Below are 17243 nucleotides of genomic sequence, written 5' to 3' on the forward strand. Positions count from 1 at the left end.
CGCCGGACACCGGGAGCAGGAACGTGAGCGAGCCCGTGGAGGGGGGACGGCACCGTCGTCCCCAGGGCGGCGAGGCCACCGAGCTGATCGGCGCGGAGGACGTGCTGGCCGGCCCGCCCGCCACGGTCCGTCCCGCCGCGCCGCGGCGGGACCGGCGCTCGCCGTGGAACCGCCGTCGCGACCGGGTGATCGCCGTCGTGATCGCCGTGGTCGTGGTCGCCACCGGGCTCGCGATCTGGGCCGGTAGCGAAAGCCGCGCGACGGTGCAGCAGACGTCCGCACCCGGCACTCCCCTGCCGCCGTCACCCGCGACCGTGCCGGCGACGCTGCGCGAGCTGTGGCGGGCACCCAGCGGCGCGGCGCCGGTGCCGATCGCCGAGGGCGCGGCCGTGGCCACGGCCAACGGCGGGGAGATCACCGGGCGCGACCCGATGACCGGCGAGGTCCGCTGGCGCTACGCGCGCGACCTGTCGCTGTGCACGGCCACCGAAGCCTGGGGGCGGGTGCTGGCGGTGTACCGGAAGGACGGCGTCAACGGCGAGTCCGGCTGCTCCGAGGTGGTCGCGCTCGGCATCGACACCGGGCAGCGCAAGGCGCAGCGCACCGGCAGCGCCGAGCTGGGCACCGGCCTGGTCGGCGACGGCAGCCAGGTCACCGCGACCGGCCAGGACCTGCTCGTGACCTGGCGGGACGACCTCGTCGAGACCAACGAGTACGGCCGGGTTCCCGCGCTGGTGAACCCGGACAAGCAGCCGCGGACGGGGTGCACCTACGGCTCGGTCGCCATGGCGTCGGGCCGCATCGGCGTGATCGAGCGGTGCCCTGGCGACCCCGGCGACCGGCTGTCCGTGATGAAGGCCGTACCCAAGGAGTCGGACCAGCCGCAGCTGTCGTTCAGCGCGATCATGCCGGGACGGGACGCGAAGGTGGTCGCGATGTCCGGCGACTTCACCGCGGTGGCGATGCCGGACCAGAAGCTGCTGGTGCTCTACGACCAGGACGGCGACCAGACCGCCGCCTACCCGCTGGACGTGCCGCAGGCCGATCTGGCGCAGGACCCGCCGGGCCGGGTGGCGGCGACGACGACCACGTCGGCGAACGTGTACTGGTACACCGGCTCGAAGATGATGGCGTTCTCCCGGGACACCTTGACTCCACTGTGGACGTTGAACGGCGCGCGCGGCCCGGGGGTCACCTTCGCGCACCAGCTGGTCGTGCCGATCGACGGCGGGCTGGCGGTGCTCAACGAGTCGGACGGCTCGACGATCCGGACGATCGCGGTGGACCGGCACGGCTACACCGGCACGGTGCGGCTGGCCGCGCTGGGCCCGGTGCTGCTGGAACAGCGCGGCGACACCGTGGTCGCGCTGTCGTGACCGCCCAGCTCACCCCGCACGGCGCGGAGAAGGTCCGCTACCGGAACCTGGCCGCGCTGCGCACCCCGGCCCCGGCGAAGGCGACGGCCCTGCTGGTGCCCGGCTACACGGGGTCCAAAGAGGACTTCGCGCCGCTGCTGGACGGCATCGCGGCCGACGGGCTCCGGGCGGTGGCGATCGACCTGCCCGGCCAGTTCGAGTCGCCCGGCCCCGAGGACGAGGCGGCGTACCTGCCGTCCGCGTTGGGCGCGGTCGTGGCCGCGCTGGTCGAGGATCTCGCGGCCGAGGGGCCGGTGGTGCTGCTGGGGCACTCCTACGGTGGTCTGGTCGCGCGGGCCGCGGTGCTGGCCGGCGCGCCGGTCGCGGGTCTGACGTTGCTGGACAGCGGGCCCGGCGAGCTGCCCGAGGGCGCGCGGCGGCAGGCGCTGGGCGTGGGCGAGCCGGTGCTGCGGACGTCCGGTTTGGACGGGGTGTACCGGGTGCGCGAGCAGGTGAGCGCGCGGTCGCCGATGTGGGCGGCGTTGCCCGCGGAGCTGAAGGACTTCCTGCGGCTGCGGTTCCTGGCGTCGAGCCCGGCGGGACTGCTCGGGATGGCCGCGGGGTTGCGGACCGAGCCGGACCGGGTCGCCGAGCTGGCCGCGACGGGCGTCCGGACGCTGGTGGTGGCCGGCGAACGCGACGACGCGTGGAGCGTGGCCACGCAACGCGAGATGGCCGCGCGGCTGGGCGCGCCGTTCGAGCTCATCACGGGCGCCGCGCACTCCCCGAACACCGAAAACCCGGTCGCACTGTTACGCGTGCTGCTCCCCGCGTGGCGGGAGTGGCTGGGGTGGCCTCGCTAGCTGTAGTGCCCATGGACGTTGTCGATGGTGTGGTCGGCGCGTCGGGTCGATCAGGAAGACCTCCGTGTGGGGTGAAGGTGTCCGACGCCTTCCCCGACGAGCGGAGGTCTTCGTGTCTCGCCGCAATGCCCGGTTGACGGAGTACGGCGTATGTGGCGGCGGAGATGGGGGTGTCGCGGGCGACCGGGCACATGTGGGTGCGCCGGTTCCGGGAGAAGGGCCAGGCCGCCGCTACGAGCGGGACCGGCCCGGCGAGTCGGTGCACGTCGATGTGAAGAAACTCGGACGGCTGCGCGAGGGCGGCGGGTGGTGGGCCCACGGCCGCGGCAGCGATGAGCACCAGGCCGCCCGCCGCGCACGTGCACTGCGCCGTCCGACGATCACTCCGGGCTGGCCTACGCCGAGATCCACCCCGACGAAACCGCCGCCACCTGCGCGGACTTCCTCCGCCGCGCCACCGCCGTGTTCGCCACCCACGGCATCCCGGCCATCGAACGGGTCATGACCGGCAACGCTTTCAGCCCCTCACACGAACGCACCGCCGCAATTCCCGGTTGACGAAACCTAGATGAGTGATTCCGAATTTGATCAGTGGTCGTAGGCGATCAGGGATCGGGTGGTGGGTTGGCCGGTGGCGCGGTTGTGCCAGATGGCGGCGGTGAGGGCGAGCAGTCGTTGGGTGATGCGGGCGGCGACTCCTTCGATGGTGCGGCCACCGTGTAGCTCGAGGTCGAGTTGGCCTTTGAGGGTGTCGTTGACCGACTCGATCAGTTGGCGGACTGGCTTGAGCAGGTGTTGGGCGGGATGCGGGGTTCGGTTGCGGTAGGACGGGCGCAGCAGGCGCACCCTGCGGTCGGCGAGGTAGGTGTCGAGTTCGCGGGAGACGTAGCCCTTGTCGGCCAGGATCAGCAGTCCGGGCCGGTCGTGGATCAACGCGCGATCCTGATCCAGCATCGCCATCAGCACCTGACGTTCGTCGATTTTGGGGTCGGCCAGGGCCCAGGTGACTGGCAGGCCGGCCGGGGTGCAGATCAGGTGCAGGCGAAGGCCCCAGAAGAAACGGGAATGGCTGGCGCAGTAGCCGTAACCGGCCCAGCCGGCCAAGTTCGACCGCTTCACCGTGGGACGAGACCGTGCGCATTCCACCGGGGTGGAATCCACGATCCAGGTGGTGTCGCTCCACAGGTCGGTGTCGGCGGCCAAGACCCGGATCAGCCGTTTGAGCAGCGGGACCGCGGCCCGCAGCCGCTTGTTGTAGCCGGACTGGCCGGGCAGGTAAGGGAACGCGCCGGGCAGGTGGCGGGGCACAAACCGCAACCACCGGGCCTCCGAGCGCACCCCCAGCAGCACCTGCGCCACCGCCAGCGTCAGCAGTTCAGCATCGGTCAGCCGCGGCGGCCTGCCGATACGCACGGGCTTGCCGAGATGGTCATCGATCTTGACGTACAGTGCGGTCAGAAGGGTGTTCAGATCGGTCCTCACAAACTGATCTTGAACACCCTTCACCCATCTCCACACACCACCCAGGGTTAAGACTTACTCGTCTAGCTCCACCAGAAGGTCCACAGCGCCACCGCGAGGACGGCGACGACCAGGAGGCCGGCCACACCGGCCACCGGGCCGTTCCTCCGGTCGGCGACGCGCTGTGCGAGCAGGGCGAGGGCCGCGGCGACCGGGTGGGCGATCATCGGTTCGGCGCCGGGGCCGGGGACGTCGAGGAACGCGCACAGCACGCCCGCCCCCAGGACGAGCACCGCCAGCGCGACGAGGCCCGCCGCGAGCGAGCCGGTGAAGCCGCGCCACCAGCGAGCCGCGCGGTTCCGGCCGCGGGCCGCGGCGAGCTCGAGCTCGTCGGTGTCCGCCATGTCGTCGCTCACCTGATCCACCAGTCCGTAGGCCACACTCCCCCGACGATTCCACCACGCCCCCGCCGCCGGCCGACCACCCGCGGTGGGGATTTTCCAATGGGCGGTCACCCCGTCCGGCACCTGCCGGGAGCCCTCCGCGCCACCGGCGCGACCCCCACTCCACGCCACGGCACCCGCCCGAACGCACTTCCGGCGCCAACTCCGCTCACCAGGCGCCGCCCCGGCCGCTTTCCCGGCGCTACGCACTCCCGATCGAGGCACACAGCCGCCCACGCGATGCGCCCCGTACCGCGCTCGGAACCGAACGCACCGGACCTACGGCGCCAGCAACTCCCACGGCTTCGCGGCGGGGGCGGCTTGCCGTCCGGCCTCGCAGCTGGGCCGGAAGTCGCACCAGGCGCAGCGGGGTGCGGGGCGCGCCGGGAACAGCGTGTCGGCCTCGCCGCCAGCTTCCAGGGTGTCGGTTGCCAGGCGCACGTCCTCGGCGGTCTCCTCCGCGCGGCTGAGGTGGCGGCGCAGGCTCTCGGGCGTGTGCGTGGCCTCGGCGACCGTGCCGCTGGGCAGGTGGTGCAGCTCGACCTTGTGACACGGCCGCCGCAGCGTGCGCGACGCCGCCACCGCGTACATCGCCAGCGCCTGCGAACCGCGGGCCTCGTACTCGTCCGGTGCGCGGCGCCCGGTCTTGTAGTCGACGATGACCAGCTCGCCGCCGCGCTGGTCGATCCGGTCCGCCCGGCCCTCGATGATCATCGACGCCGGCTGTCCCGGCTCGGGGTTGACCGGCGCCGACACCCAGCGCTCGACGCCGACCGGGTCGCTCGTCACGTCGTGGTGCTCCACGTACTCCGCGACCCACTCCTTGGCACGGGCGCGGTAGACCGCGGCCTGGTCGCCGTCCGCGAACCCGGCGTCCTGCCAGTGCTCGGACACCAGCGCGGCGGCCCGTTCGGGCGTGCGGCGCGCGGGCGGGACGTCGAACAGCGCGCGCAGGGCGTTGTGGACGACCGCGCCGAGCGTGCTGTGCGCCCACGGTCCGGTGCGCTGCGGGGTCGGCCGGTCGAGGTAGGCCATGCGGTACCGGCGCGGGCAGTCCGCGAAGGTCGCCAGCCGCGCCGGGCTCACCTTCGTCAACCGCCGCGGCTGGACCGCGAACTCGAACCCCAATTGCTCCACGGCCACTACGTTACGCACCACCACCGACACTTTCGGCTCCGGTCCGGCCGTCCGCCGCATATGATCCGGATCGTCGGTTCGCGGATCAGGGGGCAGTGGGTGTTGACGTTCGAAACGGCGCCGGCCGAGTTGGACATCCTCGACGAGGAACTGGGACTCGGGAGGTTCGTCTACCCGCACAAGATCCCGTACGTGAGCGGCACGATGAGCGAGCGCGCCCGGCAACGGCAGCGGGTGTTCGAGCACTGGCAGCGCACCGGCCGCATGTCGCGGGACCGGGTGCGCGGCGACTTCGAGGCGCTGTTCCGGTTGTGGGCCCGCCCCGAGGTGCTCGTCACGCAGGTCGCCACCGAACCGGCGACCGGGGCGAAGGTCCTCTCGCGCGGCGGGTGGACCGGCGAGCAGGGCGTGCTGAGCCGCCAGACGGGCGATGCGGTGTCGTTCACCGAGCTGCGGGCCGCGCAGGTGGTGCCCCAGCTCCTGGAGTTCCTGCCGGAGGTGCCGCCGGTGCGGATCGCGCCGGTGAGCTACGTCGCCCAGGCCAGCGGCGGCGGCGACCTGTTCGGCGGCGGCGAGCCGCCGCGGGAGAAGCGCGCGGCGGACCGGTACTTCGCGGCGCCGCCGCTGCGCGCCGGGGTCGTCTCGTGCTCGGTCCGCGGTGCCGACGCGGGCCGGATGACCTGGTTCGACACCCCGGACGGCCGGTTCTTCAAGACCGTCGACGAGCTGCCCGACGGCGCGCAGCGGCACACGTTCACACCCGCCGACCGGGCCCGGATCGGTCAGTGGATCCGGGACCGCGTCAACCAGCGGCTGGGCGGCTACTGATCGCGGCGAACCGGTAACACGGCGGGGCCGGACGCGCTACCGTGTCGACCGGGAGCAGGGGAGGAAGTTGAGCCATGACGCAGCCTGACAACGGCCACTCGCGTCGGTACGAGTCCGAGGTCTACGCCGAGACCGCGGGCCGCCACACCAGCGCGTGGGCGTTCGCGCCCGACGCGGCGGAGGTCGCGGGCAAGTACTCGGTCAAGTCGGGTGAGATCTACACCAAGAAGCTGCAGGCCGAGGGCGGCGCCTACCGCGACGGGCTCCCGCCGTCGGAGATCGACTACCGCACGATGGACCACCAGGCCCTGTCCGACATGGTGAAGGACGGCGCGTCCCCGGAAGAGGTCGACGAGCAGGGCATCATCGTCAACGACCTCGGCAACGCGTTCGGCGAGATGGCCTCCGCGCTGCGGGACGGCGTCGCGAAGGAGCAGGCCGGCTGGCAGGGCAACGGCGCCCAGTCCGCCTTCGGCTACTTCACCACGCTCGCGACCTGGGCGGACAGCTCCCGCGACGCCGCGTACCTGTCCTCGAACCGCTACTCGCAAACCTCCGCCGCACTGGCCCAGGCCCGCAACAGCATGCCGGAGCCCGCGGGCAGGTCGGTCGACGAGTCGTTGGCCACGGCGCAGCAGCAGTTCACCAGCGGTGACTGGCAGGCGGCCAGCGCCACCCTCAACGACATGGAGCAGCAGGCCGCCCTGCAGGAGCAGGCCCGCCAGCAGGCCGCGGCGGTGCTCGCGCAGCGGGACGTGATGCTCCACTCGGGTGGTTCGACGCAGCCCCTCTACGCCACGCCCACGACACAGCCGGACACCGGACAGGCCACGCACCCGCAGTTCGCGGCCAACGACAACACCACCGCGTCCAGCTCGGTCGGCGTCGGCCCGATGGGCGGTGCGGCGGGCGGCATCCGCACGACCGCGGGCATCGCGCCACCCACGACACCGCTGCCGGGCGTGGGGACGGCCACCGGCGCGTCCCCCGTGGCCGGCCTGCCCGACGGTGCCGGCGGCTGGGGCCGCTCCCCCGGGATCACCGTGCCGGGTGGTTCGGGGGTGACGGCGGGGCCGGGGATGATGCCGGTCGGCCCGGGCCAGGCCGAGCAGACGCGCACGTCACCCCGCCCGGGTTCGGTCGCGGGCCGGGCCGGTCTGTCGCCGCGCGCCGGTGTCGGCGGGCGAGCGGCCGGAGGTGCGTCCGGCCGGATCGGTGGCGCCGCCGATCGGGAAGCGCTGGGGCGCAAGGCCGGGGTCGCCGAACCGGGCGCCAGGGCCGCCGCGGAAAGCGCGAACAGCGGGCGCGCCGGTGCCGCGGGCAAGGCGGGCGCGTCCGGCGCGGGGGTGGGCGGTCCGGCGGGCAACTCGAAGAAGGACGAGGACAAGGAGCACGAGCGGCCCTCGTACCTGCTCGAGGACGACCCGGACAGCATCTTCGGCCTGGAGGGCGGCCGGGACGAGAACGGCAACCGCATCAGCCCGCCGGTGATCGGCGGCTGATCAGCCGCCCTCGACGAAGCCGCGCACGGAGTTGGCCACGAGTTCCACCGCGATCGCCGCGAGGAGCAGGCCCGCGATCTTGGCGAGCAACGTGATACCGCTTTCCTTGATCAGGCGGATCACCACGCCGGAGAAGCGCATGCACGCGTAGATCACCACGTGCACGGCCACGATCGCGCAGCCCAGCGCGACGTAGGCGCCCACGTGCCCGGCCGCCTGCCGCACGAAGACGATCGTCGCGGCGATCGCGCCCGGGCCGGCCAGCAGCGGGGTGCCCAGCGGCACGAGTGCCACGTTCACGTCCTCGACCACGTTCGGCTCGCTCGTCGCGCCGCGCCCGGTCAGCAGGTCCAGCGCGATCAGCAGCAGGAGCAGCCCGCCGGCGCCCTGCAGCGCGGGCACGCCGATCCCCAGGTAGGCCAGGATCGCCTGCCCCGCGATCGCGAACAGCGAGATCACCAGCAGCGACACCAGTACCGCCTGCCGGGCCGCGCGCGCCCGCACGGCGGGCGGTTTGCGGCCGACGAGGCTCAGGAACACCGGTACCGTCCCGGGCGGGTCCATGATCACGACCAGCGTGATCGACGCGGCCAGGAACAGCTTCACGTCGAAGAAGTCGGCGACCGTCAAGGTCAGCCCACCGCGATCTGCGCGCCCGACGCCTTGTCGATGAGCGCCTCGAACTGCTCGGGGTCGGTGCTCTCCGCGCCGATCGGGATCGTCTTGTTGGTGCCGTGGTAGTCGCTCGACCCGGTCCGGACCAGCCCGAGGTCGTCGGCCAGCGCACGCAGCTCGGCACGGGTCGCCTCGTCGTGATTCGGGTGGTCCACCTCGAGGCCGGTCAGCCCGATCTCCGCCAGCTCGACGATGGCCTCCGGCGACACGATGCGCCCTCGGCTGCGCGCGAACGGGTGCGCGAACACGGTAACCCCACCGGCCTCGGCGATCATCTCGATCGCCGTCTCGACCGGCGTGTCCTGCCGCGGCAGGTAGTAGCCGCGCCCGTTGCCGAGGTACTCGGCGAACGCCTGGTCCACGCTGGTCACCAGGCCGGCCCGGACCAGCGCCTGCGCGAGGTGCGGGCGCCCGGCCGGCGAGTCGGGACCGAGGGAGTCGAGCAGCTCGTCCGCGTCGATCGGCAGGCCGTCGGCGGCCATCCGCACCGCCATCGCCCGCAGCCGCGTGCGGCGCTCCTGCCGCAGCCGCGTCTGCTCGGCGACGATCGCCGGCGCCGTCGGGTCGAACAGGTAGGCCAGGAGGTGGATGCTGACTCCGAAGCTGCTCACGCACGACAGCTCGGCGCCGGGCACGAGCGTGAGGCCCGGCGGAAGTGCCGCGGTCGCCTCGGCCCAGCCGGCCGTGGTGTCGTGATCGGTGAGCGCGACCACGTCGAGGCCGGCCGCCGCCGCGGTGGTCACGAGCTGGGCCGGGCTGTCGGTGCCGTCCGACACGGTGGAATGGGTGTGCAGATCGATGCGCATCGGAACCATTGTCGCCTACCCGGACCGCAGGCCGCCGACCAGGCAGGACGGCGGCTCAGCCGACGATCTTCTTGCCGCGGGCCAGGCGCTGGGCCTTGATCATGGAGAAGCGCTCGCTCTGCTTGTGCTTGTCGCCGAAGACCAGCTCGGAGATCGTGTCGTAGAAGTCTTCCGGGCTGGGCAGGAACTCGATGCGGTTGAGGGCCTGGATCTGGCCGGCCGACTCGACGACGACCGTGCCGTAGCCGAACATCCGGCCCCAGGCCGAGCGTTCGTAGGTCAGGTCGGTGACCTTGGAGATGGGCATCATCGCGACCTTGGTCGTGAAGACGCCGGTGGTGAGCACGAACCGTTTGTCGGTCACCACCAGGCGCTCCACCCACCACTCGATGACCTTGAACGCGTACACGACGACGACGAGCAGCGCCGCGTACCAGAGGATGTTCTGCACGACCCACAGGGACGGCGGGAGCAGGTACGACACCATCACGCAGATGGCGAGGAGCGCCACCGCCTCGAAGGTGTCCCAGGCGAGGAACGCCCAGTGCCTGCGGACCCGGACCACACGCCGCTCGGTGTCGAGCAGGTACTCGTCGGGATCCCGTGGGGCGAACATCAAGCCAGCCTATCCGGCCGCCTACGAAGTGAACACGTTGCTGACGAAGGTGATGACGGCCTCGGCCGACTCACGCAGGAAGTCGACGATGTTGCTGACCAGGTTGGCCGCGTTGCCCGGCTGGGCGATCACGAAGAACAGCACCAACGCGATACCCACGAGCCCGGCAATCTTCTTCGCGTTCACAACGATCAATCCCGTCTCTTACTCCGGCGTCGGACTGGCAAGCTCACCAGTAACGTTGTACCGCACTCCGCAGCGTTACGGGAGGTAAGTCCCGCGCTTGGGTCAGTGTCCGGGTGTGATCTCATCGGTTGATTACTCTCCGCTTCCGGCGCGCCCGAGTTAGGCTGCCCTCATGAGCGCGATCGACGCCGTTCCGGTGCGCTGCGTAGGCGGCATCTTGCACGATCAAGAGGGCCGGTTGCTGCTCATCCAGCGCGCCCACGACCCCGGGCGCGGACTGTGGTCGATCCCCGGCGGACGCGTCGAACCCGGCGAAACGGACAGCGAGGCGCTGATCCGGGAGATGCGCGAGGAGACGGGGTTCGAGGTGCGGCCGGGCGTGCTGGCCGGGCACGTGGTCCGCGGCCGGTACGAGATCTACGACTACGTCTGCTCGGTGTCCGGCGGGTCCCTGCGGGCCGGCGACGACGCGGCCGACGCGCGCTGGGTCGACACGGCGGCCTTCACGGCGCTCGCCCTGACCGACGGGCTGGCCGACACGTTGCGCGGCTGGGAGCTGCTGCCCCGCTGCTGAGGGCGCTTTCCCGGAGCGCCGGCGCCGCGGCCGGGCCGGCGAACACCCGCTCCCGCGTCGCCCAGCCGTGGATGCGCGACGGGTTCGCTGCCGGCGGTCACCCCGGCGGCTCCGGCCGGGTCTGCGGCTCCGCCTTGGCGCGCGACTGCGGTCCACTCCGCGCGACCGCACCCGCGCGGAGTGGGCGCGCGGCGTGGGCATCCGGTGGCCGCCCCGGCAGCGCGCGGCCCGGCTCAGCCCGGGACGCCCGCCGCGCCCGCGCTCCCGGCCCGCGTGGAAAGCCACTCCGGCCGGTGTAGCGCCCTCTGTCGCGCGACCGCGACCCAAGCCGCGCGATCACCCGCGCACAGCGGACACGTGGCACTGCCACTCGGCCACTGCCCCAGCGCGGCCGGGATCTGCCAAGCGACCTGTCCGCTCGCGGCCGCTCGCGGCAGGGCGCGGCTCGGCTCAGCCCTGGATCCGCGACTCGGCCCCGCCCCAGTCGCGTTCGCGCAGCTGGAACTTCTGGATCTTGCCCGTCGAGGTCTTGGGCAGCGCGTCGACGAACTCGATGTGGTCCGGCACCTTGAAGCGGGCGATCTGCGAGCGCACGTGTTCCCGCAGCTCGTCGGCCGTCACGGACGCTCCCGGCCGCAGCACGACGTACCCCTTCGGCCGCTCGCCCCACTTCTCGTCCGGCACGCCGACCACCGCGACCTCCGCGACGGCCTCGTGCGAGTCCAGGGCGGCCTCGACCTCGATGGTGGAGATGTTCTCGCCCCCGGAGACGATGATGTCCTTCGCCCGGTCACGCAGCTGGATGTAGCCGTCCGGATGCCACACGCCCAGGTCACCGGAGTGGAACCACCCGCCGCGGAACGCCTTCGCCGTCGCCTCCTCGTCCGCGAAGTACCCGGACATCACGTTGTTCCCGCGCATCACGACCTCGCCCATCGTGACGCCGTCGCGCGGCACGTCCCGCATCTGCTCGTCCACCACGCGGATCCCGTCGGTCACCAGCATCCCGACGCCCTGCCGCGCCAGGAGCCTGCTCCGCTCGGCGATGTCGAGCTTGACCCAGCCCTCCTGCGGCTCGCACACCGTGTACGGGCCGTAGGTCTCGGTCAGCCCGTACACGTGCACCAGCCGCGCACCGAGGTCCGTCATCCGCCGGATCACGGTCGGCGACGGCGGGGCCCCCGCGGTCGTCACCACGACTTCACGGGACAGCGGGTGCGCGCCCGGGTGCCCGGCGATCGTGTTCAGCACCGTCGGCGCGCCGTTGAGGTGCGTGACGCCCTCGCTGTCCAGCAACCGCCAGATCTCCGCGGCGTCGACCGCCCGCAGGCACACGTGCGTGCCGCCGATCGCGGTGACCGCCCACGTCGTGCACCAGCCGTTGCAGTGGAACATCGGCAGCGTCCACAGGTACCGCGACTCCGGCGAATGGTCCGAATGGATGATCTCGGAGAGTGAATTCAGGTACACGCCACGATGGTGGTACTGCACGCCCTTCGGCCGGCCCGTGGTCCCGGACGTGTAGTTGATCGAGATCGTGGACCGCTCGTCCGCGACGCTCCACGGCAGCGGCTCGTCGCTCCCCCGCGCCAGCAGCTCGTCGTAGCCGATCCCGCCGACCGACGGGTCCGGTGTGGCGCCGTCGGCGACCGTCACGATGTCCACGCCGGTCCCGGACGGGACCGAGTTGTGCAGGGCGGCGTCCACCACCAGCACCTTCGCCCCGGAGTGCTCGAGGATGTAGCGGACCTCGGCCGGCGCCAGGCGCGTGTTGATCGCGACCAGCACCGCGCCGGCCAGCGGCACCGCGAAGTGCGCGACCAGCATCTCCGGGATGTTCGGCAACAGGTACGCGACGCGGTCGCCGGGCTCGACGCCGCTCGCCTGCAGCGCGCGGGCCACGCGCGTCGCCTCGGCGGCGAACTCGCGGTAGCTCACGCGGCGCTCGCCGTAGACGATCGCCTCCTTCGACGGGAAGACCTCGGCGGCGCGCTCGAGGAAGGCCAGCGGGGTGAGCGGGGTGAACCACGTGTCGTCAGCCATGGCCCCATCCTCACCGGAGTGGGCCACACCACACAACAGCTACGCGGCCAGCCAGGTCATCCGGGCGCCGTAGCGCGTCGTGCGGGCCAGGGCGACCGCGTCCCAGCCGTCGGCGGTGCGCCGCGCCACGCCGAGCGTCGTCAGGCCGTCCCGGGCGAAGGCCAGCTCGTCGCGGCCGGGCAGCACGGCGGACAACCCGTGCTCGTACGTCTCGTCCATGACCCACCACAGTGGACGTTCCTGACCCAGCGCCGCCAGCCGGGACACGAACGCGGCGCGGTGGTCCGCGTCGCCGATGTGCCCCACCGTCCGGCTGGTGAGCACCACCAGCGGCGCGTCGGCGGGCAGCCGGGACAGCGCTTCGTCGAGATCATCGACCGCGTCGCCCGTCACGATCTCCGGCGGCGCCTTGCGCTGCGCCAGCGCGGCCGCCCGCAGCAACCGCACCCGGTCCGGCTGGTCCGCCCACACACAGGCCTCCAGCCACGCCAGCTCGTCCTCATCGGACAGATCCAGCGGGTACGGGTCGAGCCCGGCCTTCGCCACCACCGTCAGCTTCTTCGGCAGCTTCGGCAGCACCGCACCGGGCGCCAGGTCCAGCGCGCAGTGCAGCCCTACCGCCGCCTTGGCCGGTCCGGCCACCAGCTGCTCGCCACCGTCGCACTGGTAGCGGTAGGCGAACTTGTCCATCCCGAGCAGCAGACCACCGGCCGTGCCGACCTCGAGCAGCGCGATCTTGCCCCCGGCCTGCTTGGCCGCGAACGCGACACCGGGGTAGGCGGCCGCGGCCCGGCGCACCTCGTTGTTGGCCAGCGACCGCGTCGCGAGCATCCCGGCCGCCTCGTCGGCGTGCGCGAGCAGGAACTCGCGGAACAGCGGCCAGGTCTCGCCGTCGACGCCGTCGAACCCGCCCAGCGACGGGTAGTAGCGCGACAGCGGGTGGATCGGGTCGGCCTGGATGAGCCGGTGCGCCACCGCGAGCAGCAGCGCCGGGCCGGCGCTCTCCGGCGCGGCGGCCAGCAGACCGGCCACCTCGTCGTCCTCCGCGGCCCGCGACGCGAGGTGCGCGTACAGCGGCGACTCGTCCGCCGCATCACCGGCGAACTCGCTGAGCCGCCGCCTGGCCTCGGCCAACCCGATCGTCACGCGCTCTCCTCACTCGTGCGGCGTGGGACGCCCCGGCTGCTCGCCCCCACGCGCTTCACCGTAGTTCTGCTTGGGTACCAGAACCTTGCGCCGGAAGGTGCACACGATCGTGCCGTCCTGCTTGTAGCCCCGGGTCTCCACGTACACGACACCACGGTCGTCCTTGGATTTCGACGGGGTTTTCTCCAGCACCTCGGTCTCACCGTAGATGGTGTCGCCGTGGAAGGTGGGCTTGACGTGCCGCAGCGACTCGATCTCCAGGTTGGCGATCGCCTTGCCCGACACGTCCGGCACCGACATGCCCAGCAGGAGCGAGTAGATGTAGTTGCCCACCACGACGTTCTCGCCGAAGTCGGTCGTCTCGCCCGCGTAGTGCGCGTCCAGGTGCAGCGGGTGGTGGTTCATGGTGAGCAGGCAGAACAGGTGGTCGTCGTACTCGGTCACCGTCTTGCCGGGCCAGTGCTTGTACACCGCGCCCACCTCGAACTCCTCGAAATACCGCCCGAACCGCACCGCTCGACCTCCCTGCGGGTAACGCCACACCGACCTGGAGCGACGTCAACTGATGTTGAGGAGTACCCTCGACCAATGGCGGCGGTGCGTCAACGCGACAGCCGCCACGTTGCCGGTCCGGCTGGAGGAGGTGAGGAACGCACGATGAGTAGTGGCGATAGTCCGCTCCCTAGTAATCCCAGCGTTTCCCTCCGAACGGCCGGGGCCCTTTCTCGCCGTTAGACGGTATTTCCCCGGGAAACGCTGGTGGTGCCGGGCGGACACCTGTGCCCGCCCGGCGGTCGTGGTACGCACTGCGAAAGCCAGGAGATCCCATGCCCGCGATTCCCTCCCTCGGTGGCCTGCGCGGCCGGGGCAACGGCCGGTCCAGCCGGGTCGCGCCCCCGGTGCCCGTGCCGGTCTCCGCCTACATCGTCGACTGCGCCGTGTACGTCGACGGTGCGCGGCTGCCCGGGCGCTGGACCCACGCTGAGGCCATCAAGGAGGTCCGGCGGCGGCGGGACGGGTTCGTCTGGATCGGCCTGCACGAGCCGGACGAGCGGCAGATCCAGGGCATCGCCGACGTCTACGGCCTGCACGAACTCGCCGTCGAGGACGCGGTGCAGGCGCACCAGCGGCCCAAGCTCGAGCGCTACGACGACACGCTGTTCATGGTGCTCAAGACGGTCCGCTACGTCGAGCACGAGTCGCCGACCACGGCCAACGAGATCGTCGAGACCGGCGAGCTGATGGCGTTCCTCGGGCTGGACTTCATCATCACCGTCCGGCACGGCGCGCACTCCGGCCTGGCCCGGCTGCGCCGCGACCTCGACGAGGACCCGGAACGGCTCACCAACGGCCCGGCCGCGGTGCTGCACGCCATCACCGACCTGATCGTCGACCAGTACCTCGACGTCACCTCCTCGATCGAGGAGGACATCGACGAGATGGAGACGCGCGTGTTCGCGCCCCGGTCGCCGGTCAGCGCGGAGCAGATCTACCTCATGAAACGCGAGGTGCTGGAGCTGCGCCGCGCGGTGTTGCCGCTGGTCACGCCGGTGCGTCGGCTGGCGGAGGGCTTCACCCGGCTGGTGCCGGACGAGGTCCGGTCCTATTTCCGGGACGTCGACGACCACCTGACGACCGTGTCGGAGCGGGTGGGCAACTTCGACGAACTGCTGACCACGCTGGTCGACGCGACGGTCGCGAAGATCACGCTGCAGCAGAACACCGACATGCGCAAGATCACCGCCTGGGCGGCGATGATCACGGTACCGACGATGATCGCCGGTATCGAGGGCATGAATTTCGACTTCATGCCGGAACTGCGGTGGCAGTTCGGTTATCCGGTGGTCCTGATCCTCATTCTCGGGATCTGCCTGCTTCTTTACCGAATATTCAGGAAGAACAACTGGCTCTAGTCGATTCCTGAACTGTTCGACGAAAGGAGTTCCCCGTGACCAGACTGCTGACGAACCTCAAGTTCTGGGCCCTGGCCCTGGCCGTCGTGTGGATCGCGGTGGTGGCGGTGCTGGTGGCCGACCACCCCGAACTCGCGCAGGCGCACTGACGAGTCCCTATCGTGGACCCATGCGCGCGCTGGTGGTCGCCGACGAGGTCGACGAACGGTTGTGGGCCGGTCTCGGCCCCGGCTGCGACGTCGACCTCGTCCTGGCCGCCGGCGACCTGCCCTTCGACTACCTGGAGTTCCTGACCGACGCGCTGGGCGGCAAGCCGTGCGTGTTCGTGCCGGGCAACCACGACCCGGACCTGTCCGGTTTCACCCGGCACGGCGGCCTGTTCATGCGGGCCGGCTTCCCCCAGGCCTGGCCTGGCCCGGCCGGTGGGATCAACGCCGACGGCCGGGTGGTGGACGTGTGCGGCCTGCGGATCGCCGGGCTGGGCGGATCGGTCCGCTACAACGAGGGCCCGAACCAGTGGACGCAGGCGCAGCAGGCCCGCCGGGCCCGGCGGCTGGTCCGGATCGCCGCGCGGCGGCACCGCCGGGACGGGCGCCGCGTGGACGTCCTGCTCACCCACGCCCCGCCGCGCGGCGTCGGCGACCGCGAGGACCCGGCGCACCGCGGGTTCGACTGCCTGCACCCGACGGTCGACCGCATGCGGCCGGACTGGTTGCTGCACGGCCACATCCACCCCTACGGCGAGCACCCGCGCGAGCACCGCATGGGCGCCACGCGCGTCCGCAACGTCGTCGGCAAGCACGTCCTCGAGTTCACCCCGCACGAGGTCCGCACGTGAACGCGGCCCGCGACACCGGTTTCCCGCGCGCCGACGCCGAGCACGACTTCCTGCGCGCCCGGCGGCGGCAGGTGCTGTCCCGGCTGGCGAACTGGCTGCGCCGGGAACCCGACGACGTCAACATCATGCTGCCGTTCGACGAGGTCGTGGACGCGCTCGGCTACGTCAGCGAGCGGCGCATCGGGCTGCGGGTGATCCCGCTGAGCTCGATCGTCGGCAGTGTGGACCGGAGCCGGGACTTCGACCGCCGGTTCCGGCCGACCTCGGGCCGGGTGCGGGAGCGCTGGGAGCGGCTCGCGCTGGCCGCCCGGCGCGGCGAGCACATCCCGCCGATCGAGGTGTACCGGGTCGGCGACCTGCACTTCGTGATCGACGGGCACCACCGGGTGTCCGTGGCCTACGCGCTGGGCCTGGAGACCATCGAGGCCGCGGTCACCGAGGTGCAGACCAAGCTCAACCCGAAGGGCATCCGCTACCGGGGCGACCTGATCGTCAAGGACTACCGGCGGCTGTTCCTGTCCCGCGTGCCGCTGAGCGGCGAGGCGCGGGCCGCGATCGTGGTGAGCGACCCGTGGGACTACGCGCACCTCGGCGAGCACGTCGAGGCGTGGGGGTTCCGGCTGATGCAGTCCGAGGGCGAGTTCCTCGACCGCGCCACGATCGCGCGGCGCTGGTACACCGAGGAGTACCAGCCGGTGGTGGAGATGCTGCGGCAGGCGGAGCTGATCGGCGACCGCACCGAGGCCGAGGCCTACATGTGGGTCGCCGGTGAGCGCTACCGCCTGATCCGCCAGCACCGCTGGGACGACGAGGTCATCGAGGCGCTGCGGGCCCGCCGGCGCTGAGACCGGGGGCCC

The 17243-nt window shown here is 71.9% G+C and carries 18 protein-coding genes and 1 pseudogene; 9 read left to right on the top strand and 10 right to left on the bottom strand.

The features are described from left to right. Positions 1-23: 23 nt before the first annotated feature. The 3 genes and pseudogenes from FB470_RS06135 to FB470_RS06145 all read left to right on the top strand — a co-directional run. Positions 24-1376, top strand: coding sequence for an Rv3212 family protein (locus FB470_RS06135; RefSeq protein ID WP_306989428.1), 1353 nt, complete (start codon positions 24-26; stop codon positions 1374-1376). Next, positions 1373-2218 (top strand): alpha/beta fold hydrolase, encoded by an 846-nt coding sequence (locus FB470_RS06140; protein ID WP_306989431.1) that lies wholly within the window; start codon positions 1373-1375, stop codon positions 2216-2218. The genes FB470_RS06135 and FB470_RS06140 overlap by 4 nt, the downstream gene beginning before the upstream one ends. Before the next feature lie 229 nt (positions 2219-2447). Further along, positions 2448-2740, top strand: a pseudogene (locus tag FB470_RS06145) (IS481 family transposase); the annotation flags it as partial. 66 nt (positions 2741-2806) lie between these two features. Here the strand turns inward: FB470_RS06145 and FB470_RS06150 are convergent. The 3 genes from FB470_RS06150 to FB470_RS06160 all read right to left on the bottom strand — a co-directional run bounded on the left by FB470_RS06150 (position 2807) and on the right by FB470_RS06160 (position 5259). After that, positions 2807-3700, bottom strand: a complete 894-nt coding sequence (locus tag FB470_RS06150; protein ID WP_306989434.1) for an IS982 family transposase — start codon at positions 3698-3700, stop codon at positions 2807-2809. Between the two features lie 62 nt (positions 3701-3762). Next, positions 3763-4095 (bottom strand): hypothetical protein, encoded by a 333-nt coding sequence (locus FB470_RS06155; RefSeq protein ID WP_306989436.1) that lies wholly within the window; start codon positions 4093-4095, stop codon positions 3763-3765. Between the two features lie 306 nt (positions 4096-4401). Further along, on the bottom strand, positions 4402-5259 hold the full coding sequence (locus FB470_RS06160; RefSeq protein WP_306989437.1) for a RecB family exonuclease: 858 nt from the start codon (positions 5257-5259) through the stop codon (positions 4402-4404). 99 nt (positions 5260-5358) lie between these two features. On the opposite strand from FB470_RS06160, the gene FB470_RS06165 reads away from it, so the two are divergent. Both FB470_RS06165 and FB470_RS06170 read left to right on the top strand, forming a co-directional pair. Then, a complete protein-coding gene (locus FB470_RS06165; protein WP_306989439.1) occupies positions 5359-6087 on the top strand; it encodes an ESX secretion-associated protein EspG in 729 nt (242 codons plus the stop codon). A 74-nt stretch (positions 6088-6161) separates the two neighbouring features. Next, a complete protein-coding gene (locus tag FB470_RS06170) occupies positions 6162-7589 on the top strand; it encodes a hypothetical protein (RefSeq protein ID WP_306989440.1) in 1428 nt (475 codons plus the stop codon). Here the strand turns inward: FB470_RS06170 and FB470_RS06175 are convergent, their stop codons facing one another. The 4 genes from FB470_RS06175 to FB470_RS06190 are packed head-to-tail and all read right to left on the bottom strand — an operon-like array spanning position 7590 to position 9881. Further along, entirely contained in the window at positions 7590-8219 is a 630-nt protein-coding gene (locus FB470_RS06175) for a MarC family protein (protein ID WP_306989442.1), read from the bottom strand. It abuts the gene before it with no gap. Positions 8220-8221: 2 nt separating this feature from the next. Then, on the bottom strand, positions 8222-9079 hold the full coding sequence (locus FB470_RS06180; protein WP_306989444.1) for a PHP domain-containing protein: 858 nt from the start codon (positions 9077-9079) through the stop codon (positions 8222-8224). A gap of 46 nt (positions 9080-9125) precedes the next feature. After that, complete coding sequence (locus FB470_RS06185; protein WP_306989445.1) at positions 9126-9686, bottom strand: PH domain-containing protein; 561 nt, start codon at positions 9684-9686, stop codon at positions 9126-9128. A gap of 21 nt (positions 9687-9707) precedes the next feature. Beyond that, the gene (locus tag FB470_RS06190; protein WP_085929391.1) at positions 9708-9881 is read right to left on the bottom strand and encodes a hypothetical protein; all 174 of its coding nucleotides are present in this window, start codon (positions 9879-9881) and stop codon (positions 9708-9710) included. 163 nt (positions 9882-10044) lie between these two features. Between FB470_RS06190 and FB470_RS06195 the strand changes: the two genes are divergently transcribed. Beyond that, positions 10045-10446 (top strand): NUDIX hydrolase, encoded by a 402-nt coding sequence (locus FB470_RS06195; RefSeq protein WP_306989447.1) that lies wholly within the window; start codon positions 10045-10047, stop codon positions 10444-10446. A gap of 450 nt (positions 10447-10896) precedes the next feature. Here FB470_RS06195 and FB470_RS06200 read toward each other — a convergent pair whose 3' ends face one another. Genes FB470_RS06200 through FB470_RS06210 form a run of 3 tightly spaced genes read right to left on the bottom strand, consistent with a single transcriptional unit; the run spans position 10897 to position 14148 of the window. After that, positions 10897-12489 carry an acyl--CoA ligase family protein gene (locus FB470_RS06200; RefSeq protein WP_306989448.1) on the bottom strand — a complete coding sequence of 531 codons (1593 nt, stop codon included), beginning with the start codon at positions 12487-12489 and terminating at the stop codon, positions 10897-10899. A 39-nt stretch (positions 12490-12528) separates the two neighbouring features. Beyond that, positions 12529-13635: a DUF2332 domain-containing protein gene (locus tag FB470_RS06205; protein WP_306989450.1), complete on the bottom strand. Its 1107-nt coding sequence runs from the start codon at positions 13633-13635 to the stop codon at positions 12529-12531. A gap of 9 nt (positions 13636-13644) precedes the next feature. Beyond that, on the bottom strand, positions 13645-14148 hold the full coding sequence (locus FB470_RS06210; protein ID WP_306989452.1) for a MaoC family dehydratase: 504 nt from the start codon (positions 14146-14148) through the stop codon (positions 13645-13647). Between the two features lie 314 nt (positions 14149-14462). Here FB470_RS06210 and FB470_RS06215 point away from each other — a divergent pair, with 314 nt between their 5' ends. The 3 genes from FB470_RS06215 to FB470_RS06225 all read left to right on the top strand — a co-directional run bounded on the left by FB470_RS06215 (position 14463) and on the right by FB470_RS06225 (position 17231). Continuing rightward, positions 14463-15548 (top strand): magnesium and cobalt transport protein CorA, encoded by a 1086-nt coding sequence (locus FB470_RS06215; RefSeq protein ID WP_306989454.1) that lies wholly within the window; start codon positions 14463-14465, stop codon positions 15546-15548. A gap of 169 nt (positions 15549-15717) precedes the next feature. Next, positions 15718-16386 carry a metallophosphoesterase family protein gene (locus FB470_RS06220; RefSeq protein WP_306989456.1) on the top strand — a complete coding sequence of 223 codons (669 nt, stop codon included), beginning with the start codon at positions 15718-15720 and terminating at the stop codon, positions 16384-16386. Continuing rightward, the gene (locus tag FB470_RS06225) at positions 16383-17231 is read left to right on the top strand and encodes a chromosome partitioning protein ParB (RefSeq protein ID WP_306989458.1); all 849 of its coding nucleotides are present in this window, start codon (positions 16383-16385) and stop codon (positions 17229-17231) included. Before FB470_RS06220 ends, FB470_RS06225 begins: the two co-directional genes overlap by 4 nt. The last annotated feature ends 12 nt before the right edge of the window (positions 17232-17243 follow it).

The sequence above is a fragment of the Amycolatopsis thermophila genome (assembly GCF_030814215.1).
GTDB classification, from domain to species: Bacteria; Actinomycetota; Actinomycetes; order Mycobacteriales; family Pseudonocardiaceae; genus Amycolatopsis_E; species Amycolatopsis_E thermophila.

Coding starts and splice junctions, on each gene's coding strand:
- FB470_RS06180 (WP_306989444.1), bottom strand. CDS start 9,079: ATGGTTCCGATGCGCATCGATCTGCACACCCATTCCACCGTGTCGGAC.
- FB470_RS06185 (WP_306989445.1), bottom strand. CDS start 9,686: ATGTTCGCCCCACGGGATCCCGACGAGTACCTGCTCGACACCGAGCGG.
- FB470_RS06215 (WP_306989454.1), top strand. CDS start 14,463: ATGCCCGCGATTCCCTCCCTCGGTGGCCTGCGCGGCCGGGGCAACGGC.
- FB470_RS06170 (WP_306989440.1), top strand. CDS start 6,162: ATGACGCAGCCTGACAACGGCCACTCGCGTCGGTACGAGTCCGAGGTC.
- FB470_RS06195 (WP_306989447.1), top strand. CDS start 10,045: ATGAGCGCGATCGACGCCGTTCCGGTGCGCTGCGTAGGCGGCATCTTG.
- FB470_RS06220 (WP_306989456.1), top strand. CDS start 15,718: ATGCGCGCGCTGGTGGTCGCCGACGAGGTCGACGAACGGTTGTGGGCC.
- FB470_RS06200 (WP_306989448.1), bottom strand. CDS start 12,489: ATGGCTGACGACACGTGGTTCACCCCGCTCACCCCGCTGGCCTTCCTC.